The sequence below is a fragment of the Hominibacterium faecale genome (assembly GCF_020734085.1).
Classification (GTDB): Bacteria; Bacillota; Clostridia; order Peptostreptococcales; family Anaerovoracaceae; genus Hominibacterium; species Hominibacterium faecale.
This window is the reverse complement of record NZ_JAJAGH010000001.1, coordinates 266,200-291,704: the sequence shown is the minus strand read 5'-3', so window position 1 is coordinate 291,704 and position 25,505 is coordinate 266,200. Positions and strand designations below refer to the sequence as shown.

Sequence of the window (25,505 nt, the reverse complement as noted above, 5' to 3'; positions counted from 1 at the left end):
CAGCACCTATCTATAATCTAAAGGTTTACATTTTTATTTTCCATCGATCCAGAAAGGATTGGTAACCGCATAATTGCCGTTCACATCCATAACCAGTATGGATACCCATGTTTTCTTGCCGGAATCCACAGCAAGCGACAAGTCAACAGCTGCCGTCTTTTTATCACCTGCGATTGTTGCAGCCTGATCGGTCAGTGCTTTATCATACTTAATATGTGTTCCATATGAATCTTTCTGATAGGCTCCGATCAAGGTCTCACTTTCATAATTGTCTTTGCTGTCTCCGGTCATAACGATCACTTCTTTGATGTCTGTCAGCGATTTTGCATCCAGCTTGAGATTAAACTTTTGATCGCTGTTCACCTGATAAATCTCTCCCGGTTTTTGATCCATTTCCAGAATCGGTCCGAAGGAAACATAGGAATGTCCTTCAGCGACAGCCTTTGTAAAGGTCAGTCCTGTATCCACCACGTTCTTGCCTTCCGTGCTTCCAACATCGGCTATGGTCCTGACCTTGCCCGAATTGTAATGCTCCGATTCGCCTCTTGCAAATTCGCCTTGGTTGGTAACGCCTGGAATCAGTACATCGTGGGTATCCGAGCCGCCCAGCAGATAATGCGGTTTTTCAACCGTATCCCCCATATATTTTCCGCCGTCCAGATATGCGTTCCACAGAGCCTGGGCAGAAATCAGCACATCCGCATTTTCCTGATCGCTTGAGCAGGCATTGATTTCGATGTTATCGTAATCGTCCTGATAGCCGCCCGGAACGCCGCCGTCCTTACGGGCCGAATAATAGAGGCCGTAGGAATACCACGGATGGTTGGCTGTAATGGTCGCTCCTTTGTCATGGGTCTGCTTTACAAATTCGGGGAACTTGGAGAACTGATCCATAACATGGTTTTCCCGGTTTTCATCGAGGAAGAAGTTATAGGAGCTATGATCCTGGGGAAGGACATTGAAGTGGGCCCATGAGCAGGAAATCTCTTCCGATGGAACAAAGCCTTTCATTTGGTTTTTATAAGTCTGTGTCACCAGATCATACCCTTTTTTATTGTTTACCGTAAAGTCGTGATCGGTGATAAAGGCAACGTCAAGGCCGGATGCCAGGAAGGATGGTATTGCATCTTCCGGATCGGCGAAACCGTCGTTCTTGTTGGCATGATGGTGCAGATCGGCGCTGAGCCATCCATCCTGCAGAGAATATTTTTTATCCGCCGTCACGGTCGCCTTGGCATTTCCGTCACCTTGCAGAGATACTGTATCCGTGTAAAAATAGTATCCCTGTGGGTAAACCGTCGCTTTGTAGCTGTTTAGATCAGAGACTTCTGCCACGATCTTGCCTTTTTCTTTAGCCTGATATACGGAGTTGCCTGTATATCGAACTTCCGGATACTCATTGAGAATCTCTGCTTTTCCCCAAAGCGGATTGTCATTCTGATCCTTCAATTGAATTTCCAGTTTCTGTTTTTGAGGGCCAGTCTTCAGATCGACCGATCCTGCTGCTTGTACATCGACGAGTTCTCCTTTGCCGTAGCCCTTGCATTCGGCGTAAAGCTGATAACTTCCCTTTGGCAGATCGATCGAGTAATTGCCGTTATTGTCCCCGCGGTAGAAACCATAGACTTTCTTATCTTTATCTTTTACAATCACGACCGCATCGGATACAGCACCGGATCCGCCATTATCTTTTATTTGACCGGCAACGGTCATTGTCTCTTCCGCATTTGCTTTGTTGAGGAAATTGGTCAGCGTCTTGGTATCCGCCTTCTGTGAGGCCATAAAGTATTCCTGATAAACGGTGGTTTCTCCAGGGGCGTAAGCAGCGCTTGCCCGCAGCTCTTTGTATCCCAGTGAACCTCCGAATTTATCGATCTTCACTTTTTGATCTGATTGTACTTTCGGTACCGTATGGCAGGTGGCGTATTCTTGACCGTCTTTGTTGCCGTAGCTCATGATCGTATTCACCGGCTGAAGGGTTTTCATGGCTCCGCCGTCATCGCCCTTATTGGTCATGGCAAAACGGGTCCTGTTGCTCTTCGCCGTATCGACCGCCGCCGCTCCGTTATTGGTCACCGTATCAAACATATATGCGTGATCGGCTCCCGGGGCCAAGCTATAGTAGGTTACGACGTCCAAGCTGCACATCTTGCCGCTTTCATCCGCCAGCTGATTATAGATACGGGATACCTTTACTGCTGGAAGGCCGTCCTTGCTTTCTTTGCAGGCCGTAAAGTCGTAATTAGCCAGATCAAAGGTTACAGTACCGCAGTTTTCCGGCGCCCAGGAGTCCCAGCCGTTCATGAGGAATTCCAGCGACCATATGGTATCTCTGGCCGGCGTTCCATTTTTCATGTAGCCTGCATCCAGTACCGATCCTGCCGGATATCCCCATGGATTTCGCGTTCCTACTGCCAGTACAAATCCCATTTTACCGTTGCTGACGATAATATCATGGTCGCTCAGAGCTTCGCCGTTCTGGAAGTAGGTCTTGGATTTGTCGCTGACCTTGTTTACCTTTCTCCAGTCGCCTACGGTTGCGATGTACAAATCATCCGTCTGCTTATAGTTCAAAAGATCGGCTGTGATTTTATATTGATTAGCGCTGCCAGGATCGGATGTAATCGTCTGGACTTTATCTTCGCCCGGCACTGGTGCTGGCTGCTGTTCTTTTTTGGGGACCGTTACCTTACAGGTTGCTTTATATTTGCTGCTTTCTTTTGAGTAAACCGTTATCGTAGCGGTTCCTGGGTTAACAGCGGTCACAACGCCCTTTGAGGAAACTTTGGCAACTCCCTTATTGCTGGATTTCCATTTTACACCCTTATTATAAACGCCTTCCGGCCCGACTTTCACTTTTAAAGTCTTCGTTTTACCGGAATCTAAAGTTAAGGTCTTCTGGGAAATAGTCAGCTTGGGCTTAATGTTTCTCACTGTAATGGTAATTCTCTTTTTCACCTTTCTGTTTTTCTTTGAAACAGCAGTGATTTTTACTTTGCCTGACTTTTTACCAGTTACCACCCCTTTTTTGGATACGGTGGCAACCCTCCGATTGCTGCTTTTCCACGTTACCGCTTTGCTGGCGCTTTTGGGCGAAACCGATTTAACGGTAATTTTGGCTTTTCCCTTGATGTCTACTTTCTTCGTCGTTGCCTTTAAAACGATTTTTTTCGGAGCCTTGCTCGCTGCGCTGACTGTTGATGTGGTCATCCACACGGAGGTGAACACCATAGCCAGTGCGATGAGAACGGCAAGGCATTTTTGCGTACTTGTTCTCTTTGTACTCATAGCGCTTCCTTTCTCTGCAGTCTTCCGCCGCAGTTTGTTTCTGCTCTAAGTATATAGAAAACCGATTTTCCCATCTAAAATGTTTCCGCTCTCTTTCTTGTAGATTTTGTGAATTTTATCTGACTATTTGCACATTTTTATGATAATCTGGCATTTTCATGTCCAATTTTTCACTTCTGGGCAGCAGGGGTATTAGCTGCTGACTTTAAATCCTTGGAATTCACACAAAAAAATGTGAACAATGCGACTAGCGCCTCTTTGTTCACACCTTGATCTTTGACATCGATCCCTAATCCTTTGGATTGTCTTTCAGCTCTTTGCGGTAACCCTGGGGAGTCATGTTCATCCGCTCCGCAAAGACACGATTAAAGTAGGATGGATCTGAAAATCCGCATTCTGCTGCAATTCGATATGCCGGATATCGGGTTTCTTTCAATAGACGGCAGGCATATCTGATTTTCAAATCTGCAACATATCTGGAAAAGGTTACTCCCATTTCTTTTCGAAACACACGGCTAAAATAAGCCGGACTCATGAATTCTTTTGCCGCCACTTCTTCTAACGTCAATTTCTCGCAATAATGGTCTTGAATATACAAAACCGCATCGGCGATCATGGGACTTCTGGCATCTTCCATCCGCTCATACCCTTCTGCTGTTCCCCTCGCCTTGACTGCATCTTTCATTCGAAGGACCAGTTGGGTTAAGTCCGAAGGCCGTACAGGTTTGACCAGATATTCAAATACGTTAAACCGTATGGCCTTTTGGGCACAGGTAAAATCCATATGTCCGGTAAGAATACTGATACAGCTGTTTGGCAGGATTTCACGAATCCTGCCGATGGCGGAGATCCCGTCGAGGCCTGCGATCCACAAATCCATCAGCACCAGATCAGGCCGGTGCTCCTTTGCCAGCGCAACAGCTTCGTATCCATCCCTGCTGGTAAGAATATCGCCCCCCCCCGCATAAATTTTGCGATATGATGGTTTTAATAAATTCCTGCTCGATGGGTTCATCTTCTACGATTAAAACCGTATATGCTTCCTCAGCCATCCTGATCACGCCACGGAACAGAGACAACCGTAATACTACCCTTGCCCAGCTCCTTCCTTTCTGTCCGGACTCCATATTCGTTTCCGAAATAGAGCTTCAGTTTTTTATCAATAATATAGCGGTCATCTTCCCCATATCCCTGGTTTTCCTTACTATAAGAAACATTATCTTCAATAAAGATTTCCAGATTCTTTCCCATCTCTTTTGCACAGATCAGAATACACAGACACTTCCTGTCATTGGTCAGCCCCTGCATGACAACGCTTTCAACGATCGGCAGCAATGTCATGTTCGGGATTCGGCAATCCTCGGCTGAATCCGGGACCACAATCTGAAAGTCAAAATGATCCTTCAGGCGTATCTTCTGGAGCTTCAAATAATTCCTTACTGCGGCAAGCTCACCCCTAATGGTTTGGATTTGATCCTTTTCTGCAAGGGCGCACCGGATCAGCTCGGAGAGATTATAGACGGCTTCCTCGGTAATGGGGGCACCTTCCACGTAGGCTGTCCTGGCAATGCAGTTCAACGTATTGAGCAGAAAATGGGATCTTTTCATCATATTCATACAAGTCCCTCCGCACCAATTAGATTTTGCTATAACCATTAAAATATTCTGATAATATTATACCATTTTCCCTATAGGGGAATGTCAACACGAACCTTTATCCATTAACGTGTTAAAGAATCCAACCGTTTATTCCGTCGAATCTGTTATTAAGCTGTATTCTATTCTCAAATCACAGCTCTATTTTGGGTACAACATTCCATTATAGGGCAATCTTTGGAAGCTTTTCTTCTCAGCCTGCACAAACGTAGGTACAGCAAAACGGCTTTACCCTGCATGCAGGATAAAGCCGACTGTATACGGATATTATACTTTGCCCGTCATGACAAAAGCTCTAAAAAGCGATCTTTCATCCGGCATTTCAATGGAACTCCCAGTTCTTGCAGCGTTTTATCTATTGCATCAAGGGTCTGCGCCATATCTGGTATGTTGGCATTTTCGCCCATATGCCCGATACGAATCACTTTGCCCGCCAGGATGTCAAAGCATCCGGAAATCATCACCTGATACTTGTCCCGCATGATGGATAAAATCGCCTCATCCGTCACGCCCTCCGGCACCTGAACAACGGTCACCGTATTGGAATATCCGCTTTTAAGGTACAACGAAAGTCCTGCCTCCGTGACTGCCTGTCTCGTTGCCGCAGCGATCTTCTCGTGGCGCCGGAAAATCTCCTGATCGGCTTTCACATTGTCCACAGCAGCCGCCAGTCCCTGGATGTCGCTGATGGGCATGGTATATGGGAACCATTTATCTTTATAGTAATTCTTGAAGGTTAAGATGTTGGCGTAAAAGGATGCAATGGGTGTGCTGCGATTTTCCATGGCCTCTATAGCCCGGTCGCTGACCCATAGGAGCGTTAGTCCCGGCGGAGCGGACAATGCCTTTTGGGATCCGCCGCAGAGAATATCAATCCGGCTTTCATCCACATTGAGATATTCGCCGAACATCCCGGCCACCGAATCGACCACCGACAAAATATGGAACTCATCCAAAAGACATCCCAGCGCCTTTACATCGTTGAGCACGCCGCTGGGTGTATCACAGTGAACCAAAGTCGCATATTTAAAATCCGAATCCTCTTCCAGGAATTCGCGGAGTTTGCCGCAATCCACCGGCCGCTTGTAATCACAAGTATATAAAACAGGCTGGCCGCCATACAAGGTTACAAAATCGGCAAAGCCTTTGCCGAAAATTCCGTTATCAATCACCAGCACTCGGTCGCCCGGCTCGGTCAGGGATGCACACGCTGCTTCCAAGCCGAGAATGCCCTCTCCCCCAAGGATATATGCGCTGCCGCTGGAATGAAGCAGCCCTTTCAGGTCATCACAGGTCTGTTTATAGAAATCATAGAATTCCAAATCCAAATCCGGATTGGTGGTTTCCAGGCTCCTGGCCATACGAACATTTTCCCGAACCTGCGTCGGACCCGCTGTCATTATTTTATACATTTACGTTCTCCTTTTAAATCTTTGCAACTAGCGTTCTCAATCTGCCGGCAATGGGAACGACGATGATTCCGGCTACGATCACCTGGACAAGGTTACCCGGTATGGACCCCAGAGGAACGATCCAGTTTTGAAACAAAATCACCTCTGCAAAATAGTACCCGACCACTTTGATCACCAGAGCAGCCACAACAGCCAGTCCATTGAATAAAACGGGCTTATTCTTTCCTTTTTCAGAAATAGTACCAGCCGTGAAACCCATCAAGCCGACAATAACGAAAGTAAAGGGCGCCCAGGCCGTCCAGCCTGAGATCAAGTCGAAAAGCCCCATACCGAATGCTCCCGCAATGGCCCCGGTCTTTCTTCCAAAAAGAAAGGCGGCTAAAAACAAAGGGACATTGCCTAAATGGATCAGACCACCGTTACCGATCAGGGGAAGGCGGATATTGATGAAGGCTGTTGCTACCAGCGTTAATGCGATAAACAGACCGTTGATCACCAGGGTTTTTGTTGTACTCATTGTTTGAACAGTTTCTACACTACGCAATTCAGATTCCTCTTTTCTTCAAAAAACAGCCCCTGGCGCCAGCTGCTGCGCGGGGACTCCTTATACTCTTAACGTTCTTCCTTGCGATCGCTCTTCTATTATATTCAAAAACTATCCATATTAAAATATGCAATTTTAATTAATTTTATAATAACAATACACCAATAATTGATGAATTGTTATCGATAAAGGTGCAGTTTTTTTCAATACAGTTAGTTGCCCGAGTTTTACGGGGCTGAAAGAATTAGGTTAACCCCCCGCATCACCAGCTTGTTGGCATATTATCAAAAAAAGAGACAGCCCTGCTGTAAGTTTTTGCTTACACAACCATTCTTGAAAAATCTTATATTTCAAGAATTTTCAGCTCATTTTTATCCTGTCTTTTTAAACTTACACTGTCAGTTTAAAAAGATATATCTCGATTGGTAATATTCAAACGTTTCATCTTTTGATAGAGCAAGGGTCTGGCAATCCCTAAATATTGGGCTGCTTTGGTACGATTGTTGTTGAAACGTTTCAAAACATTGATGATCAATTCTCTTTCCGCATTATTGCGAACCTGTTCGATCAGATGTTTTCCGTTTTCCATATGGTAGAAAGGATGTTTGCCATTGTTGTTACGGAAGAGAATTACATCCAGCACCTCTTCTGTCAAAATTTCTCCGCTGACAAAGTTCATCGCCCGTTCAATAACATTATATAATTCCCGGATATTTCCAGGCCAATCGTAATCACATAGGCGCTCATAAACGTTTTCATCCACCTTGGTAATATGCTTTCCCATCTCAATATTTAAAGAACGAATTTTATTCTCCACCAGCGCAGGCAGATCCTCGATCCGCTCCCGCAGAGGCGGTACGATAATAGGAAACACATTCAATCGATAAAAAAGATCTTCCCTGAAATCTCCTTCTTTGACCAGCTTACTTAGATCCTGATTGGTGGCAGCAATGATCCTGGCATCCACGCTGAGACTCTTTTCACTGCCTACCGGATCAATCTCACCTTCCTGCAGTACCCGCAGAAGTTTAGGCTGCAGACTCAGAGGCATCTGATTAATCTCGTCAATAAAGAGTGTACCTTTATCTGCCAGTTGGAATTTGCCTTTTTTGCCTCCTTTTTTCGCGCCGGTAAACGCCCCTTCCACATAACCGAACAGCTCAGATTCAATGAGCGATTCGGGCATTCCAACTGAATTGACTTTGACAAATTCGCTGAAGGCCCGCACGCTCAGGTTATGGATAGAATGGGCCACCAGTTCTTTTCCGGTTCCGGTCTCACCGGTGATCAATACGGTCGAGTTGGACATGGCTGAAAGTTCAATCTGACGCTTGAGATCGCGGACTTTTTTCGATGAACCGATAATATTGTTGATGGAGTACTTTGTACTCTTAAAATCGCGCACCTGTTCCCGGTAATATTTCATCTCTTCCCGCAATGATTTGGCGTATTTCTCCAAAAGATCGTCCAGGGACTCCAAGTCTTGGAGCATATCGTATTCCAGAACGCCGACAACGGTTCCCTCCTTTTTAAGCTGCACCTGCGTGCTGACACTCATTCTGCCCTCATCAAAATAAAAGTTCGTATGGTATGCTGTGTCTCCCTGCAGCAGCTTTTCCATGGTGGAAGGCGCGAAAACCTTTTTAATCGGCTTTCCGATTGATCTTTGAGCGTCCACTTTGATGTAATCCGCACATTGATCATTAATGTAGACCACCTTTCCCTGCTGATCGATCACTATTAGACCGCAGATGTGGTCTAAAAACAGTTTATAATCTTTTCCCAATTCCATATCACACCTCATTTTTTCAATTCTTGTTGTTAACATACGAGCTGAGTTAAGCGGGCTTCTTAATTTTCTATGTTTTTCATAAGGCTACACAACCATGAAAATTTATACGAAAATAAAACCCACGGCAGCACAGAGGCGAACCGTGGGTTTTATATAAAAAATGTCAGAAGAGCGATATTATAGGTTGCTTATGCCTGTTTCTTCGTATCGCGCACGGATTAATTCCCTCTGTACGCTTTGAGAATAACGGACATATAGCCATCGGCATCGATGTCTCTGGCGTTATCCTGCGACAACGCGTTTTCTGCCGACCGTTCTGCAATAGCTCTGAAGTTTTCTTCTTTAATGTAATCCAACTCGATCAGCTTTGGAATCTTAACCTTAGCATTCAGCTCTTTTACCTTTTCTACACCGGCCAGAGCCAGTTCTTCTGTGGTTTTTCCCTCGGGATCAACGCCCAGATATCTGGCTACAGTGGCGAATTTTTCCGGGTTAGCCGGGATATTGTATTCCATAATATAGGGCAAGAAAATTGAATTTCCTACTCCATGAGGTGTATCATACCATCCGCCGACGGTTTCTGAAATCGCATGTACAGCACCTACATTGGAATTGATGAATGCCATACCGGCAATCAAGCTTCCCATCAGCATGTTGTACCGAACCTCCAAATTGCTGCCATCCTCTACCGCCTGTACAATATTCTTGGAAATCACATCAATGGCATACAGAGCCAGCGCATCTGTGATCGGCTGGGACACCTTGCAGGTGTATGCTTCGATGGCATGTGTCAGCGCGTCGATTCCTGTGGAAGCGGTCAGTGACGGCGGAAGGCTGGTCAGCAGTTCCGGGTCAGCGATGGCCACGCTTGGTCTTAATTTAATAGGATCGAAGACGCTCATCTTATATTTTCTTTCTTCATCGGTAATCACCGCTACGAAGGTTACTTCGCTGCCTGTTCCCGATGTAGTTGGAATACAGATAACCGGCAGCATATATTCCTTCAATTCCACGTAATCCCAATCAACACATTTTCCGCCATTGGTTACCAGAGCGGCTGTTGCCTTGGCCTGGTCCATAGAACTGCCGCCGCCCAGGCCGATGATTACATCGACACCCTCAGCTTTGGCCATCTCTGCGGTAGTATCACAGTCGGTCGTTCTTGGATTTGGTCTTACTTGATCGTAAACGATGTATTCAATCGAGGATTCCTTAAGGCTTGCCGTTACCTTTTCCATAATTGGGCTTGCAGCCAAGAATCCATCGGTTATAATCAATACTTTTTTTCCGCCCAGAGCCAGAGTTTCCTGTCCTACGTTCTTAACCGACCCTGCTCCTGATACGACTTTTGTCGCGTGAAAAAATTCTCTCATGTCCATATTTTACCTTCTTTCTAAAGTCAATCTATTTTCGATACCCCCCGATGCCTTTGTTCACCAGGAATACTTTTGCTAAGATGTAGTAAACGATCGCCACAACGACGAATACGCCTCCTGACGCCGTACAATACATGAACGGTGTCTGATATACCAAGGTAGCCGGGTTGAGGAATACCAAATAGAACGGCATTGCCAGAGCAAATACGATAATGGCTACCCAGTTAAATCCGCCCCAGAACGAGTATGCGGATGTGGATGTTCTGTCATAGAGACCTCTAATGTCCAGCTTCTTCTTTCTCAGTACAAAATAGTCGATGGTACTGATGGTTACAACCGGCACATAGAAGGTGCAGGTCACGCCAAGCAGAATGTAGAAGTGGTCATAAATCTGATTGGGGAACAGGATCAGGCCGATTGCTACCGGAATCAGGAAGATCAGTACAACCAGCGCCCATTTTTTATCTCTAAAGATTTTGATATCTTTCAGACCAAGACAAATGTTATATGCTACAGTTGCATTGGACGTAACGTTGGCAATGGCAACGAACACCAGTGCAATGACACCGAATACCAGGCCGCCCAGAGGAAGCATCCACTCCGTCGGATCGTCGGATCCAATGGTAATGGCAGCAGCTACTCCAAGAGCCGTACCTACGGTTGCAGCCAGGATCAGACCAGCTAAATTTGCCCAATAAGCGGCTTTCGTGGTTTTACACAGTCTGGACATACCGCCCATGTTCGGCCACCAGGAGAGGCCTGCGCCAAAGCTCAGCTCAACTGCCAGCAAAAAGTTTACCCACTGATTGTCATTGGGCGCAATTGGATCCGCGCTGGTGATGACATCCCATCCGATGTTTTTGGACAGAATTACCAGCAGCCCGATAATTACGACAACCATCATTGGCGCAACCACATTGTTGAACCGTTTGATTACTAAAGGACCTTTCCATACTACTAAAAATACAATTGCAACCGCAATCAGCGAAATCACCATGGTAAAGCCGGATCCCATGGATTCGACGCCCATAAAAGCAGCGGTTACATTGCTCACCGATCTGGCGAACATAATGGAGAGAACGATCAGCCATGCAATCTGGAAGACTGTAATGAATGCCATCAATATGTAACGTCCGTTTCTTCCCATATAGCTTGCTGCCAGCGTGTAATTATCAGCGCCTGTGGTGGCAGAAGCCGAACAAGGCATGATCGCCATAACCAGTACCGAAATCATATTGCCGACCAATGTGGCGATTACGGCCGGCCAAAAGTCTACGAACAGCGCTACCGATCCGCCGATCATAAAGCACCAGGTGGCAATTGCCAGACCTACATTTATACATGAATTATCAAATAAATTATATACCCTGTCCTCTTTCAGGACGGGCAGCACACCAAATTGTGATTCTTGGTTCGCATCAAATTTTGCCATTTTAAATTTCCTCCTAATAAGCGATTACTGAAATCCATAACGGAATGCTTCAATAATAATTGGAATAATTCCGGTTACAGCGATTAAAAGCCAGGTAGCGATCCAATCGCCTTTGGTCAAATGGGGTACAATTTCCCCGCCGGACTCTTCGATAACGGAAATTCTGCGGCATAGTTCTTCTTCTATATCAGGGTTCAGGCCAGTTCGGCCTTTTAGTTCTTTGTATACCTCTTCATGACTTGCCATTTTAAGACCTCCTGTCTTACAAACAATACAGACGATAAAAATAAAATGGTAGAACAAATTTAATGTATCAACAATAAGACGCAAGAATTATGCCAAAATATATTTTTTTCAGAATTCTGTAAATCTCTCATTTACACGACTTACCGTTTTTTCGTTTTATTCACGTTCGAATACAGCTGTATTCGGCAAAATTCTACCCTCTTGTGTAAATTTCATTTTTTATCGACTGCCATTTCGCATTTATACCAAAACGAATACCTATTCTAATTAGAATAAATCTATTCTTTTGTTTCATCTTTGACATATTTTTTGATTTTACGAAATGCCGTAGGCTGGCTGATTCCAAGCATTTTAGCTACGCCAACCGTGGTTTTGCACTTGGCATAACTATCTGTTATCATCTCCCGTTCCAGAGCTTCGACAGCTTCTTCAAGCGTCAGGTGTTCATGGTTCTCAAAGTGCTTCACCTCCAAAGCTCCCTTCATGGCAACATCCAGAACATCCACATCGATCATCTTCTGATCGGAAGTCAAAAGAACCCGTTCCACCAGGTTTTCCAGCTCTCTGATATTTCCCGGCCATTCCTGATGTTCCAGAACGTGCATGACTTCTACGGAAAAAGATTTTTCCATATTATATTTGCGATTGAATTTGTCAGTAAAATAAAGAATCAGCGGAATAATGTCGTCTTTTCGTTCTTTGAGCGGCGGTATATCGATTGGTATGACATTGAGACGGTAAAACAGGTCTTCTCGAAATAAATTTTTTTTCACCAGAGATTCAAGGTTTTTATTGGAGGCAGTAATCAGCCTGAAATCCACCTGGATTTCCTTAGTGCCTCCTACTCGTGTAATCGTTTTATCTTGAATGGTTTTCAGAAGTTTGACTTGTAAGTTTAGAGGCATTTCGGATATTTCATCCAAAAACAGCGTTCCGTTTTGGGCTACCTCAATTAACCCCACTTTACCCTTTTCATTGGCACCTGTGAACGAGCCTTTTTCATAGCCGAAGAATTCTGATTCCAGCAGGTTTTCAGGGATCGCCCCGCAATTGATCTCAATAAAGGGATAGTTCCTCCGTTCGCTTTTGCTGTGAATGATCTTTGCCAGCATACTTTTTCCGACTCCGGATTTCCCTGTCAAAAGGACCGAAGCATCGTAAGCCGCGATTCGGTTTACCTCCTGCAGCACTCGTTTCATTTGAATGCTCTCTGCAATAATTCCATCGACTTCTATGTTTTCATTTCTCAGCTTCTCCAACTCCTCTTTGTACAGCGCCATCTTATCTTCCAAAGATTTGTACTCATTTTTTAAATTAATAAAATCCGTAACATCTCTGGAAAAGGTGACTACCAATTTGATATTGCCGTTTTCATCTTTAACGGGGATGCCCGTGACGATAATCTCTCTCCCCTTGTTATTTCTCTGGTGCATTGTGACCTTTTCTTGGTTTTCCAGTACAATCGCGGCAATGGATGGTTTAAAATAGCCCTCTTCCTCCAGGTCCTTTACCGTCCTTCCTATGGCGCTGCCCGGATCCAGCCCATACTCCTTTTCAAAATCCGTACTCACTTTCAGGACCACGCCTCGATTATCTGTGATCAGGATTTCGTCATAGATTGATTCAAAAATATTGTCCATGTTCTTCGCCAGCATATCTGCGACAAAGCCGTCTTTAATCGTATTCACGCTCATCACCCCCTGGTAAACTATATAACTTCATAAAACGAGGCGTTCCTGATCAAATCGTAATATCCCCGGCGCATCTTTTTCACTTCATCTAAATTCAGAGTTCCGATTATCGTACATTCTTCATCACCGCATTCTTTCAGTACCCGTCCGCCCGGCGCCACCAGTTTGCTTTTTCCCAGATAGGACAAAGTCCGATCTGTTCCTGCGCGATTGCAGGCTGCGACGCAAGCTACGTTATCAAATGCTCTGGCTGCCAAGGTCAGATCCCAGTCAAAGGCATGGGGCTTTTCCCAGGCTGCCAAAACCAGGATCAGTTCTGCACCCTTTAGTGCCAAAAGCTTTACGGTTTCAGGAAAAGCCGCGTCCCAGCAGATCGCCATACCTACTTTTCCCCACCTGGTATCAAAGACCGGGTATTGGCCGCCTTTTGTAAAGTTATCTGCCTCAAAGCCTTCAACCAAGTGAGACTTGCGATACGTTCCAATGATCGCGCCTTTGTTGTCCAGGAGCAGAGCCGTATTATACAGCTGCATACTGTATTCACGATCTTCCCGCTCAATAAAGCCAAAAGCAATGTGCACATCCCAGATTTGCGCAATCCTGCCTATCTTCCTTATGTAGGCCCCGCCCGGACACACTTCTGCCATGTCTTCAAACAGCTCAGGGCATTCATATCCATTGAGGGCCAGTTCGGGAAAAACGATCAGCTCTACAGTCGGATCATCAGATTTGATTGTTTTGACGCTTTCTTCCATCTTTTTAAAGTTTGCTTCTTTGTCCCCCAGTACGCAGTCTATCTGGGAGCATGCTACCCTTATTTTCATACAACGACCTCCTATTTATTCTTTTTTATTTTAATTCCGCACTGCAGACGGTTTAACCCTGTTTGGCCACATCCTCACTGACAAACGCTGGCATCCCAAGTTTGCTTTTCTGTAAAAAAAACATGTCAATATTTAACTGGCTGAAAGCTTTTGACATGTTTACCGTTTTTCTACTAAATCATCCACACTGGTGGTCATATATCCGTGTACAATTTTCATTAGCTGGGCTCTGTTGGAAATGTTCATTTTTTTAAAAATGTTGTGTGTATGTTTTTTTACTGTATTTTCTGATATGAAAAGCTTTTCTCCGATTGCCCGGATCGGCAGCCCTTCGTATATGAGCTCCACGACCTCTGACTCTCTCGGGGTCAGTCCATACAGATGGACCATTGTATCCGTATAATCATTTTCATTATTTCGTTTGATGCCGTTGGGAAACTTATTGTGGAAGTGGCACGCCAGATGTTTATTGATTACACCCAGGATATACACCTCTTCATCGGTAAAGTCCCCATGCTCCTTGCTTCGCCAGAGATTAATAGACCCGTAGAGCACTTCCTCAAAGGCAACCCTTGAGCCCATGCTGTAGCGGATGTCCTGCGGCTTCATCCACTCTCTGTAGAATACGGATGTTTCTTCCATCACATCGGTCACATAATCACTTTCCCTGTATATGTTCCTCTGCGTCTGGGAAAAGAACCAGAACATAATATCGATGGACTCATATTTATTGAAATAAGATGTCAGATACCCCCGATCCATGTTATCAGACACCGGATCAAAGAAGACCACCTTGGTATCCTTTTTATATCCCAGGTCAAAAAACGATTTGTCGTGGGGAATCAGCTCATCCAATTTCTGCAAAACGCTTTTCCTCAATCGGTATATATCACCTTCCGAATGAGCCTCCAGAATCAGCCGGTTTATTTTTTCCCATTGTTCATGTGTCAAATTCATCATTATCATTCGCACCTCCTACAATTAATAACATGCAAATTTCATTCCACCCGGATGATATTTTTAGTACTACTTTTGTAGTATGCTCCCATACACCAAGTGCTACTCCTCCTACTACCTTTTTCCTGAGAGCAATTACACTTTAGTTGCAATCGCCTGATTTCACTACGGAAGGTAATTGTAATCTGAAAATTCCGAAGCTATCATGTAAGCACGTCCTCTGGGTGAGTGGTGTAACGCGGCAGGAATCAAAACAGCGCGTTACCGGACGGATATTGAACATTGTATAAACGGAAAAAAGAGAATTAAAAGGAGAATCAAGTATGACTAAAGAATTAAGACATTTTATCGACACGTGCGATTTTACCAAGCAGGAACTGATGGACATCATCAATCTGTCCCTGAAAATTAAAAAATGCATCAAAGCAGGATACAATCCGCCGCTGATGAAGGATAAGACACTGGCTATGATCTTCCAGCAGTCCTCCACCAGAACAAGAGTATCCTTCGAAACAGCCATGGAACAGCTGGGCGGACACGCACAGTACCTGGGACCTGGAATGATCCAGCTGGGCGGACACGAAACAATTGAAGATACCGGAAGAGTTATCTCCCGTTATGTAGACATCATTATGTCAAGAGTTATCGAACATGAAACCGTTGTTAAACTGGCCAACTCATCTTCTGTTCCTGTATTAAACGGAATGTCCGATTACAACCACCCGACACAGGAAATCGGCGACATGATCACCATGATCGAGCACCTGCCGGAAGGAAAGAGCATTGAAGACTGCAAGATCGTATTCGTAGGAGATGCCACTCAGGTATGCGCTTCCTTAGGATTCATCGTAACCAAGATCGGCGCCAACTACTGCCACTTCGGACCGAAAGGCTTCCAGCTGAGACCGGAACACACCGATATCTACGAAGCAAACTGCAAAGAATCAGGCGGAAGCTGGATGGTAACCGACGATGTGGATGAAGCCATGAAAGATGCTGACTTTATCTACACAGACGTATGGTATGGCCTCTATGAAAACGAGCTGTCACCTGAAGAAAGACAGAAGATCTTCATGCCCAAATATCAGGTCAGCAAAGAACTGATGAACAAGGCAAACCTGGGAGCAAAATTCCTCCACTGCCTGCCGGCAACAAGAAACGAAGAAGTTACAGACGAAGTTCTGGACTCCGAAATTTCCATCGCTTGGGACGAAGCTGAAAACAGACTGACTGCAATGAGAGGTCTGCTCGTATACTTCACTCGTTACCAGAAGGAAGGTTCCGAACTGGCTAAGGCTGCCGTTAAGGAAGAATTAGACGAATTCATGGCGGAAGTATTCGGAGAATAAAGAAACGATACAAGAAAGAAGGCTAAAATAGATGGCAAAGAGAATAAACTCAACTCCAAAAAAAGACGGCTTTAGAATGCCCGGCGAGTTCGAGCCTCATGAACAAGTATTCATGATCTGGCCGGAAAGACCGGATAACTGGCGCAACGGCGCTAAGCCCGCCCAGAACGCATTCAAGGCCGTAGCAGAAGCAATCAGCCAATTTGAGCCTGTTACTATGCTCGTATCCCCTGCTCAGTTTTCCAACGCAAGAGCCAGACTTTCTGATGACATTCGTGTCGTGGAGGTCAACACCAACGATTCTTGGATCCGGGACTGCGGCCCTACCTTCGTCATTGACGATCAGGGCCGCATCCGCGGTGTGGATTGGGAATTCAATGCATGGGGCGGCCTTTACGACGGACTCTACTTCCCTTGGGATCAGGATAACCTGGTGGCGCGCAAACTTTGCGAACTGGAGAGAATTGATTCCTATCATACGGAAGGTTTTGTCCTCGAAGGCGGAAGCTTTCATGTTGACGGTGAAGGTACGGTTCTCACCACAGAGATGTGCCTTTTGAGCGAGGGACGTAATCCTCACATGTCCAAGGAAGAAATCGAAGACATGCTGAAAGAATATTTGAACGCAGAAAAAGTTATTTGGCTGAAAGATGGAATTGATCCAGACGAAACTGACGGACATGTGGACGACGTGGCCTGCTTTGTTCGGCCCGGTGAAGCGGCTTGTATCTGGACTGAAAATAAAGAAGATCCGTTTTACGATACTTGCCGCCAGGCATATGATATCCTGATCAACTCGACCGACGCCAAGGGGCGCAAGCTGAAGGTACACAAGCTGACCTTACCGAAAGTGCCCGTTAAACTCAGCGGCGAGTTCGATATCGACCAGGTTGAAGGCACGATTCCCCGGGAAGACGATGATATCTGCATTGCTTCTTACATGAACTTTTTAATCGTCAACGGCGGTGTCATCGCTCCTCAGTATGATGATGAATATGACAGCTTGGCTTTAGAGCAGCTCCAGGAGATGTTCCCGGAACGTAAGGTAGTCGGCGTACCTACAAGAGAAATTGTTTACGGCGGCGGCAACGTGCACTGCATTACACAGCAGCAGCCAAAATGTCAGCAAGAAACCAAATAAAGGAGATATGGAATGACTAAGGAAAAAATCGTAATCGCTTTAGGAGGCAATGCCCTTCAGTCAGGCAAAGGCCCTGCTACTGCCGAGGCGCAGCTTGAGGTTGTAAAAAACACCTGCGAGCATATCGCGCAGATCAGCAAGCAGGGATATGAGCTGGCGGTTGTGCATGGAAACGGCCCTCAGGTGGGCAGAATCGTAATGGCCTCCGAAGCTGCGAAAGATGTTACCCCGGCGATGCCCTTTGATGTATGCGGAGCAATGTCCCAGGGTTACATCGGCTATCACATCCAGCAATGCTTGAAATACGCATTAAACCAGACAAATCGAAATATACCAGTAGTGACCGTAGCTACACAGATGATCGTTGAGAAAAACGATCCTGCATTTGAAAATCCCACAAAACCCATCGGCCCCTTCTATTCGGAAGAGGAAGCCAAGGTTTTGGAATCCGAAAAAGGATATGTTATGAAGGAAGACGCCGGCCGCGGCTTTAGAAGAGTAGTGGCCTCCCCTCTTCCGAGAAAAATCGTCGAAATCGACGCTGTTAAAGAGCTGTGGGACCACGCAATCGTAATTACATGCGGCGGCGGCGGTATCCCGGTTATTGAAAACGCCGACGGCTCCCTGGAAGGAACCGCAGCGGTTATCGATAAGGACTTCGCGGCTGAGCTTCTGGCTGAGCAGGTTGACGCGGACATTCTCATGATCCTTACCGAAGTAGAAAAAGTAGCAATTAACTTTAACAAACCAAACCAAAAGAACTTGGATGAAGTAACTCTCGCAGAGCTGGCCTGCTATAAAGAAGAAGGCCACTTTGCAGCCGGCAGCATGCTGCCTAAGGTAGAAGCTGCCATGAAGTTCGTACGGGCTTTCCCTCAGAAACGTGCAATCATTACATCTCTGGACAAAGCGACAGAGGCTCTCGAGGGAAAGACCGGTACGATCATCAAGTTCGCGTAAGACACTCCTTGTAATTTCATCTTTATTATTCTCACGAAAAGGTCCTGGCAGAATTTCTGTCGGGGCCTTTTTTTTCGCTCCATTTTGCAAACTGCTGGAAAGGAGCGGGCCCTTCGGGCCCGGATTCATGTCGGATTCAGAAAGGATGAAACGTAAAATCATCGCTTGAGCTTGTTTCAGTGGCCTCCTGCCAGGCACAGATCGCGATGATTTGCGCATGGCCCGGCCCCGACATTCCGTTAACGTGACACTCAAGGATCCAGGGATCACGATGATTACGATTCCTGCGACAACCCCTTTTCTGTTCTTTCTTTCAGAAGATTCCACAGGCGAATAATTGGTTTGCCGTCAATTCATTTTTAAATAATGATTTAAGATTTTAATTTGTTGAAATTCCAGGCTTTCTCCTTATTCTCCCCTTCTTTTTATTCTCCATTGAATATCCATATTATTTTCTTATTATGGATTTTTAAAAACGTTGAAATTTCAACAAATATTTTTTATTTTTCATGCTGAATGTTGGCACGCAACTTGCTTTTATATAATAGTAAATTACACACGATAACCAAGTGGTAATTTATAAAAGCCATACCGGACGGCTCTTGCCTTCTTAATGGTATGACAAATTTAATGATACCACTCACCCAACTTGGGTTTGACCGCTTTAGGTATGGCTTTTAAAATTTGTATTTCGGTATGTGAACAAAGGAGGACATCACATGACAGTAACAAACAAAGAATTAGGTTTAGAGATTGCAAAACGCGTAGAAGGTTATATTCAGAAAGATCAGCTTTCACAGGAAGATGTAGATACGATTCTCAAGGAATCAGAAGCAAACTATAATGAAAATGTAAACCCTGGCTGGCTCCCATACAGAGAAATCATGTCAACTGACCCTATGTTTTCAGAATGGTCACAGAGAGAAGGCGAATTCTTCTCCGATGTTAAAGGCACTGAATTCATCGACTGTCTGGGAGGATTCGGAATTTTCCTGGCAGGCCATAAAAATACAGAAATCATGAAGACCGTTCATGCTCAGCTGGATCGTTACCCGCAGCACTCACAGGATCTGGTTAACCCGCTCCAGGGATATTTCAGCCACTTGATGGGACTGATCACACCGGGAGATCTGCAGGCAGTATGGCCGACAAACGGCGGTACAGAAGCAACAGAAGCTGCAATCAAGCTTTCCAAGCTGGCTACAGGCGGAAAATGGTTTATTTCTACTGTTAATGCTTATCACGGATTATCGACAGGCGCTCTGTCCCTGATCGGTAACGCTGATTATAGATCACCGTTTACTCCAAATATTCAGCAGGTTCAGCACGTAAAATACGGTGATGCGGAGCAGATGGAAAACGCAATCGTGAACCTGCAGTCCGTAGGCGAAAAGGTTGCCGCAGTTATCCTCGAACCGATCCAGGGCGAAGGCGGAATCATCATTCCTCCGGCCGGATATCTGAAGAAGGTAAGAGAGATCTGCGATAAGTACGGCGTAGCTATGATCTGCGACGAAATCCAGACTGGTCTGGGCAGAACCGGCGCTCTGTGGAGAACAGAAGCAGAAGGCATCGTTCCTGATATTCTGCTGTTCGGTAAAGCCATCGGCGGCGGTTGCATGCCTCTGACCGGTATCATCGCAAGACCTTGGATGGTAACAGAAGCTCTGGTTGAAAACCCAACACTGGTTTCCATGCCTACATTCGGCGGAAATCCTCTGGCTATGTCAGCAGGTATCGCTTCCATCCGTTACATCCTGGAAAACGACATTCCTCAGCTAGTTAAGGAAAAGGGCGAATATTTCCTCAAGAAACTGAACGAAATCCAGAAAAAATATCCGGAAATGCTCAAGGAAGTCCGCGGTACTGGTCTCATGATCGGTCTGGTTCTGCCTGACATGGATATCATGCACGATTTCTGCAAGGAAATGTTCTCGAGAAAGGTTATGACTTCTGCTACGATGAATGACGTAACCGTTGCTCGTATTGAGCCTTGCGCATCCATTTCCTATGAATCCATTGATAAGGTATGTGAAGTTATCGAAGAGTCCATCCAGGCTCTCATGAAATAGTATTTTCCAACATCGCAAAAGGGAGAACAGAAACTGTTCTCCCTTTTGTTTTGCCCATTTATACGGGGGCAGTCGGGATGGAGGCCGGGGAAAGCGTTCACCTTACTAGAAGCGGACTCTGCGGAAAATTTCTGGAAGAAAGCGAACTATTTACGCAAAGTTGTTGGTTTGCTGGGCCTGGTTCCGCAAACTATGGGGCCCGCACGGCCTCATTGCGAATTGACAGCGTCTGGCCGTTGAAACCTGCGTAAAAAGTAAAATTTTGTTTTAGTTTTTTCCCAAATATCCCCACATCCTATCTGCAAGCCGCAGCCGCCCCGCATTCCGGTAAACTTCTGTAAAAACGTTTCACTACCAAACGCCCCATAGCCCGGGGTTAAGCCTCGTGGGTGATCGTTCCATCCATCATGGTTAAAATCACCTTAGCTTCCCGAATTTCATCTTCCGGTACTTCGAATAAGTTTCTATCCAAAACAATAACATCGGCCAGCTTACCGGGCTCCAGCGTCCCTAATTCATGATCTCGATTATATACTTTTGCAGCACCTAGCGTGTTTGCTGTCAGGGCTTCCGCCAGGGTGATAGTTTCGCCGTTTTCAACTCCTGCCAGAGTTCCATCGTAGTTCTTTCTTGTTACCGCCGCCCAAATTCCCGGGAGCTGATTGTAGTAAACCACAGGGAAATCCGTGCCAAAGGCCAGGTCCGCACCTGCGTCCAGCAGGGATCTGAAGGGCCATTCCAGCCTGCACCGATCTTTTCCCAGCCGGGTAATTTTTTCGTTGTGCTCCAGAGATAAATGTTCCCCCTGCATGGAAGCAACCACGCCCAGTTCCTTGAATCGGGACAGGTCCGCTGCATCAATCGTTTCAATATGTTCAATGGTATTGACCAGGCCATGATTGCCGTTAACCCGGATGGATTCTTCGAATGCATCCAGAGCCATACGCACCGCCCCATCCCCAAGGGCATGAATGCGAACCGGAAGGCCCGCCCCATTGCCTGCGGCAACGCTTGCATTCAATTCCTCCTGTGAAGCAAGGGGAACGCCGTCTCCGCAGGTATCAGGCCGGTCAGCATAGGGCTGGAGCAGAAGCCCGGTGTAAGTCGAGGTAACACCGTCCAAAAACCCTTTAAGTCCGCTGATTCTGAATTTATCCGAACAAAATTCCTGCTTCCAGGCCCCGGCGGTTTGAAAGTCGGTATATCCCATGAATTTGGTGTATACGTGGACTCGGCTGGTCAATTCGCCCCTTTCATCCATTTCCTTAAAGACCTGGTAGCGGTCATGGAATAGGTCTTTATAATCATCGGCGCTCATTTCGCTGAGGGAAGTAACCCCCTGCTTTGCCAGGCCTTTCATAAAATTGCTGACAATGGATTTGATTTGATCCGGCGGAAATGCATACATCTTTTCCCAGCCGATCGCAAGGGCGTCAGGCTCATAAACCAGCCCGTTCAGCTCCCCGTTTTCAAAAGTTCCCAGATAGCCCGCGCCCAGATCCATATCAGCAGAGTAGCCGGATTCCGCAAGAGCGAGGCTGTTAAACCACCCTGTATGGGCGTCGGCGCAGTTCATATATGCCGGCCGGTCAGGAACCGCCTCATCCAAACTTATCTTCGTAGGCAGCGGCGCATCATTCCAATTGGCCGGATACCAGCCGAAGCCGCGGATCCGTTTTTCGTGGGGGTGCTTCCTGGCGTATTGCTTGATTTTTTCAATGGCGTCCTCCTCCGAAACAGAAGAAGTCAAATCCACCATATGGTCGCTGTCGGCGACCGCTCCCCACCACAAGTGATCATGGGCGTCCACAAATCCCGGCATAATCAGCTTATCTCCATAAGCATACACCTTCGTTTCTTGGGACCGATATCGATCGATTTCATCCCCCTTCAAAACATCCAGAATTTTGTTTCCTTTTATCGCCACTCCGCCGGCAAAAGGCTTTGCCTCATACCCGGTAAATACAGCGCTGCTTTTTAATATTTTATCAGCAAACTCCACGTTCACCCTCCTTTCATATCCATGCTTATAATTCGATGCTGACGCCCCGTTTCTTGTTGATGAGCAGAGCCGCCACGCCGATGGCCATCCAGATAAAGCCGATGATCATCGCCCACATGCCCAGATTCACCCAAAGGGCCATACATATGATGGTACCGCAGGCAGGCAGCACGATATATTTAAAGACAGCCGCCGGTCCCCGATTCCCTTCTTTTACCCAGTAATGAGCAAAGACCGATACATTTACCATGGCAAATCCCAGGAGTGCCCCAAAGTTGATCATTGTAGAGCCGATGTCAAGGCTGATCCAAATCGATAGCAGGGAAACAATTCCGATGAGAATGATGTTGTAATCGGGAACCTTATGCTTTTCGCTCACATGTCCGAAGAATTTTTTCGGAATCTGGCGGTCACGCCCCATGCCGTATAAAATTCTGGCGCATGCTGCTTGAGACGAAATGGCGGAAGCCAGACAAGCGATAATCATAACCCAGCAGAGCATGGTTGCCATGAATTGGCCTGCCAGGTATCCGATCAGCTGATAGGAACCGTTGTCCGGATCCAACTCTCTCCAGCCTTCCGGCCATGCAACCTGGAATAAAAAGGTCGCGATCACAAATAAAGCACCTGCACAAATGGTTATGATAATCAGCGCTTTGCCAATGGTCTTTGCCGGATCCTTGGCCTCTTCGGCCAGGGTGGTGACGGAATCAAAGCCCAGGAAACACAGGCAGAGAACGGCTGCGCCCGAAACAACGCCGCTCAATCCCACGTCGGACCATTCGGAAAGATTGATAAATCCATTGATATCAAATACGGAATAATCGTGCTGTCCAATGACCTTAACGGCAAAAATGATCGCCGTCAGTACAAAGGCAAACTGAATAATGATAAAGATATTATCAAAGGTTGACATTACTTTTACGCCAACAAGGTTGATCAAGGTTACGATTACAATCAGGATCACCATATCCAGCCACACCGGTATCCCCGGAAGAATCAGAGGAATAAACCCGGATGCGATAATGTAATTGATCATTGGGAGAAGAATATAATCCAATATAATTACCCACCCAGATAAAAAGCCCACACTGGGATTGATCGATTTGGAGGTATAGTTATAAACCGATCCTGCGATGGGATAGGCCTTTACCATCTGTCTGTAGCTAAGCGCTGTAAAAAGCATCGCCACTGTCGCAATCAAGTAGGCAAATGACATCATCCCGTGGGTGCTCCCGTTAATCAGGCCAAAATACGAAAAAATCGTACAGGGCGCTAAATACGCGAACCCGAATAGACACACTGCCGGCAAGCCGAGAACGCGATTCAGCTCTTGCTTATACCCGAATTGTTCTAAGGAATTCTCTGATCCCTTAGGATGTTCGTTGTTCATATGTATGACTCCTTTCTCATTAAATGATAACGATTAAACTCACCGTTTTCATCCTATGTCCAGGATTCACACATTATTCATTTTTGAATACTCTGAAAAATACCTGCGAAACAAAAGACAGACGCAAGTCCAACCCCGCAACTGCCTTTTCACAAAAGCCTGTCAGGCTTGATTTTCTATTTGACCAGCAGCTTCTTGATCCCCTTCTCCAGCCCGTCCAGGGACAGCTCAAACATGGGGAACACTTCCCCCACCGCCTGAATGGTCTGCGCGCCGTAAGCCCATTCCCACTCGACCTCTTTAATGGGGTTTAGCCAGATTTTCTTTTTATATCTGCGATCGAACTTTTTAAGCCAATCGATGCCCAGTTCTTTGTTCCAAAGCCCAATAACCGAGTTTCCGCCCTTGCGGTAGAGCTCGGAAGGCGCCATGGCGGCATCGCCGACAAAGATCACTTTGTATTCACTGTCCAGATTGGAAAGCACCCAGCTGGTATCGATCCAGTCGCCCCGTTTGCACAGGGGTGTGTTGTACAGATTATCATAGATGCAGTTATGGAAGTAATACACCTTCAAATCCTTGAAATGACTGGACTTGCTTACCGCCTGAAAGAGCCGGTTGCAGAGGCGGCTGTAAGGGAGCATGGACCCGTCGGAATCGATGAGCAGCAGCAGCTTGACCGTATTTTTCCTCGGTTTATCGTAAACCAGACTCAAAAGCCCGGCGTTATCGCAGGTCTTATCGATGGTCTGGTCAATATCCAGCTCTGTCTTGGCGCCGTCCACTCTGGATGAATACTGGCGCAGCTTGCGGAAAGCCATCTGGAACTGGCGGATATCGAGAATATTATCCTGGCGGAAATCTCTGAAATTCCGTTCCCCGGCCACCTGAACTGCCGATTTATGCCGGCCTTTGCCGCCCACCCGGATTCCCTGGCTGTTGTAGCCGCCGTGGCCCATGGTGGATGTTCCGCCGGTTCCGATCCAGTAGTTTCCACCGTCATGCTTTTCTTTTTGCTCCTGGATCCGTTCATAAAACATTTGCAGCAATTCATCCAGTTCCCGCTGAATGTCTTCTGCATCGCCCTTATCGTTGATATCCCGCTCCCGCTGGTTTTCACTGAGCCATTTCCAGAACTCCTCCGGCAGATCCTCGGGAGTCTGGACGTTTTTAAAATACTCGGCAAAGACTGCGTCGAACTTATCGTAGTCGGATTCGCTCTTCACCAGAACGCTTCGGCACAGGTGGTAAAAGCCGGTCAGCGAGGATCCGCAAAGTCCCTTATCCAGAGCTTCGATCAGCGCCATCCATTCATTTATGGAGACTTCAAGGCCCTTAGCCCTGAGAAGATAAAAGAATTCTAAAAACAC

General features: G+C 46.2%; 19 protein-coding genes. 4 read left to right on the top strand and 15 right to left on the bottom strand.

From position 1 onward, the window contains the following. Positions 1–33 precede the first annotated feature (33 nt). The 12 genes from LG211_RS01295 to LG211_RS01240 all read right to left on the bottom strand — a co-directional run bounded on the left by LG211_RS01295 (position 34) and on the right by LG211_RS01240 (position 15,227). The gene (locus LG211_RS01295; RefSeq protein ID WP_227754774.1) at positions 34–3,288 is read right to left on the bottom strand and encodes a CehA/McbA family metallohydrolase; all 3,255 of its coding nucleotides are present in this window, start codon (positions 3,286–3,288) and stop codon (positions 34–36) included. A gap of 289 nt (positions 3,289–3,577) precedes the next feature. After that, positions 3,578–4,303 carry a response regulator transcription factor gene (locus tag LG211_RS01290; protein ID WP_269476899.1) on the bottom strand — a complete coding sequence of 242 codons (726 nt, stop codon included), beginning with the start codon at positions 4,301–4,303 and terminating at the stop codon, positions 3,578–3,580. A 29-nt stretch (positions 4,304–4,332) separates the two neighbouring features. Then, complete coding sequence (locus LG211_RS01285) at positions 4,333–4,905, bottom strand: sensor histidine kinase (RefSeq protein WP_227754776.1); 573 nt, start codon at positions 4,903–4,905, stop codon at positions 4,333–4,335. 320 nt (positions 4,906–5,225) lie between these two features. After that, the gene (locus LG211_RS01280; RefSeq protein ID WP_269476898.1) at positions 5,226–6,356 is read right to left on the bottom strand and encodes a pyridoxal-phosphate-dependent aminotransferase family protein; all 1,131 of its coding nucleotides are present in this window, start codon (positions 6,354–6,356) and stop codon (positions 5,226–5,228) included. Between the two features lie 13 nt (positions 6,357–6,369). Beyond that, positions 6,370–6,873, bottom strand: a complete 504-nt coding sequence (locus LG211_RS01275; RefSeq protein WP_148395570.1) for an ECF transporter S component — start codon at positions 6,871–6,873, stop codon at positions 6,370–6,372. Between the two features lie 430 nt (positions 6,874–7,303). Then, on the bottom strand, positions 7,304–8,692 hold the full coding sequence (locus LG211_RS01270) for a sigma-54 interaction domain-containing protein (protein WP_227754778.1): 1,389 nt from the start codon (positions 8,690–8,692) through the stop codon (positions 7,304–7,306). A 218-nt stretch (positions 8,693–8,910) separates the two neighbouring features. Then, positions 8,911–10,071 carry an iron-containing alcohol dehydrogenase gene (locus LG211_RS01265; protein WP_148395568.1) on the bottom strand — a complete coding sequence of 387 codons (1,161 nt, stop codon included), beginning with the start codon at positions 10,069–10,071 and terminating at the stop codon, positions 8,911–8,913. A 25-nt stretch (positions 10,072–10,096) separates the two neighbouring features. After that, positions 10,097–11,500, bottom strand: coding sequence for a purine-cytosine permease family protein (locus LG211_RS01260; protein WP_148395567.1), 1,404 nt, complete (start codon positions 11,498–11,500; stop codon positions 10,097–10,099). Between the two features lie 24 nt (positions 11,501–11,524). After that, positions 11,525–11,746, bottom strand: a complete 222-nt coding sequence (locus LG211_RS01255; RefSeq protein WP_148395566.1) for a hypothetical protein — start codon at positions 11,744–11,746, stop codon at positions 11,525–11,527. Between the two features lie 278 nt (positions 11,747–12,024). Further along, positions 12,025–13,434: a sigma-54 interaction domain-containing protein gene (locus LG211_RS01250; RefSeq protein ID WP_227754779.1), complete on the bottom strand. Its 1,410-nt coding sequence runs from the start codon at positions 13,432–13,434 to the stop codon at positions 12,025–12,027. 20 nt (positions 13,435–13,454) lie between these two features. Further along, on the bottom strand, positions 13,455–14,261 hold the full coding sequence (locus tag LG211_RS01245) for a carbon-nitrogen hydrolase family protein (protein WP_148395564.1): 807 nt from the start codon (positions 14,259–14,261) through the stop codon (positions 13,455–13,457). Between the two features lie 159 nt (positions 14,262–14,420). Beyond that, the gene (locus LG211_RS01240; RefSeq protein ID WP_148395563.1) at positions 14,421–15,227 is read right to left on the bottom strand and encodes a response regulator transcription factor; all 807 of its coding nucleotides are present in this window, start codon (positions 15,225–15,227) and stop codon (positions 14,421–14,423) included. A gap of 314 nt (positions 15,228–15,541) precedes the next feature. On the opposite strand from LG211_RS01240, the gene ptcA reads away from it, so the two are divergent. From ptcA to LG211_RS01220, 4 genes are all read left to right on the top strand, one after another. Next, the gene (gene ptcA, locus LG211_RS01235) at positions 15,542–16,567 is read left to right on the top strand and encodes a putrescine carbamoyltransferase (protein WP_148395562.1); all 1,026 of its coding nucleotides are present in this window, start codon (positions 15,542–15,544) and stop codon (positions 16,565–16,567) included. Between the two features lie 31 nt (positions 16,568–16,598). Beyond that, complete coding sequence (gene aguA / locus LG211_RS01230; protein ID WP_148395561.1) at positions 16,599–17,708, top strand: agmatine deiminase; 1,110 nt, start codon at positions 16,599–16,601, stop codon at positions 17,706–17,708. A gap of 12 nt (positions 17,709–17,720) precedes the next feature. Next, positions 17,721–18,668 carry a carbamate kinase gene (arcC, locus tag LG211_RS01225; RefSeq protein WP_148395560.1) on the top strand — a complete coding sequence of 316 codons (948 nt, stop codon included), beginning with the start codon at positions 17,721–17,723 and terminating at the stop codon, positions 18,666–18,668. Positions 18,669–19,387: 719 nt separating this feature from the next. After that, entirely contained in the window at positions 19,388–20,740 is a 1,353-nt protein-coding gene (locus LG211_RS01220) for an aminotransferase class III-fold pyridoxal phosphate-dependent enzyme (RefSeq protein WP_148395559.1), read from the top strand. Positions 20,741–21,116: 376 nt separating this feature from the next. Here the strand turns inward: LG211_RS01220 and LG211_RS01215 are convergent, their stop codons facing one another. The 3 genes from LG211_RS01215 to LG211_RS01205 all read right to left on the bottom strand — a co-directional run bounded on the left by LG211_RS01215 (position 21,117) and on the right by LG211_RS01205 (position 25,505). After that, on the bottom strand, positions 21,117–22,742 hold the full coding sequence (locus LG211_RS01215) for an amidohydrolase (RefSeq protein WP_227754781.1): 1,626 nt from the start codon (positions 22,740–22,742) through the stop codon (positions 21,117–21,119). Between the two features lie 25 nt (positions 22,743–22,767). Beyond that, positions 22,768–24,135 (bottom strand): APC family permease, encoded by a 1,368-nt coding sequence (locus LG211_RS01210; RefSeq protein WP_148395557.1) that lies wholly within the window; start codon positions 24,133–24,135, stop codon positions 22,768–22,770. Between the two features lie 176 nt (positions 24,136–24,311). After that, on the bottom strand, positions 24,312–25,505 hold the full coding sequence (locus LG211_RS01205) for a vWA domain-containing protein (protein WP_253021136.1): 1,194 nt from the start codon (positions 25,503–25,505) through the stop codon (positions 24,312–24,314).

Excerpts from the sequence above, each read along its gene's own strand:
- LG211_RS01285 (WP_227754776.1), bottom strand. The coding sequence starts at position 4,905 with ATGAATATGATGAAAAGATCCCATTTTCTGCTCAATACGTTGAACTGC.
- aguA (WP_148395561.1), top strand. The coding sequence starts at position 16,599 with ATGGCAAAGAGAATAAACTCAACTCCAAAAAAAGACGGCTTTAGAATG.
- LG211_RS01245 (WP_148395564.1), bottom strand. The coding sequence starts at position 14,261 with ATGAAAATAAGGGTAGCATGCTCCCAGATAGACTGCGTACTGGGGGAC.
- ptcA (WP_148395562.1), top strand. The coding sequence starts at position 15,542 with ATGACTAAAGAATTAAGACATTTTATCGACACGTGCGATTTTACCAAG.
- LG211_RS01280 (WP_269476898.1), bottom strand. The coding sequence starts at position 6,356 with ATGTATAAAATAATGACAGCGGGTCCGACGCAGGTTCGGGAAAATGTT.
- LG211_RS01275 (WP_148395570.1), bottom strand. The coding sequence starts at position 6,873 with ATGAGTACAACAAAAACCCTGGTGATCAACGGTCTGTTTATCGCATTA.
- LG211_RS01210 (WP_148395557.1), bottom strand. The coding sequence starts at position 24,135 with ATGAACAACGAACATCCTAAGGGATCAGAGAATTCCTTAGAACAATTC.
- LG211_RS01220 (WP_148395559.1), top strand. The coding sequence starts at position 19,388 with ATGACAGTAACAAACAAAGAATTAGGTTTAGAGATTGCAAAACGCGTA.
- LG211_RS01295 (WP_227754774.1), bottom strand. The coding sequence starts at position 3,288 with ATGAGTACAAAGAGAACAAGTACGCAAAAATGCCTTGCCGTTCTCATC.
- arcC (WP_148395560.1), top strand. The coding sequence starts at position 17,721 with ATGACTAAGGAAAAAATCGTAATCGCTTTAGGAGGCAATGCCCTTCAG.
- LG211_RS01270 (WP_227754778.1), bottom strand. The coding sequence starts at position 8,692 with ATGGAATTGGGAAAAGATTATAAACTGTTTTTAGACCACATCTGCGGT.
- LG211_RS01265 (WP_148395568.1), bottom strand. The coding sequence starts at position 10,071 with ATGGACATGAGAGAATTTTTTCACGCGACAAAAGTCGTATCAGGAGCA.
- LG211_RS01240 (WP_148395563.1), bottom strand. The coding sequence starts at position 15,227 with ATGATAATGATGAATTTGACACATGAACAATGGGAAAAAATAAACCGG.
- LG211_RS01260 (WP_148395567.1), bottom strand. The coding sequence starts at position 11,500 with ATGGCAAAATTTGATGCGAACCAAGAATCACAATTTGGTGTGCTGCCC.
- LG211_RS01290 (WP_269476899.1), bottom strand. The coding sequence starts at position 4,303 with ATGAACCCATCGAGCAGGAATTTATTAAAACCATCATATCGCAAAATT.
- LG211_RS01255 (WP_148395566.1), bottom strand. The coding sequence starts at position 11,746 with ATGGCAAGTCATGAAGAGGTATACAAAGAACTAAAAGGCCGAACTGGC.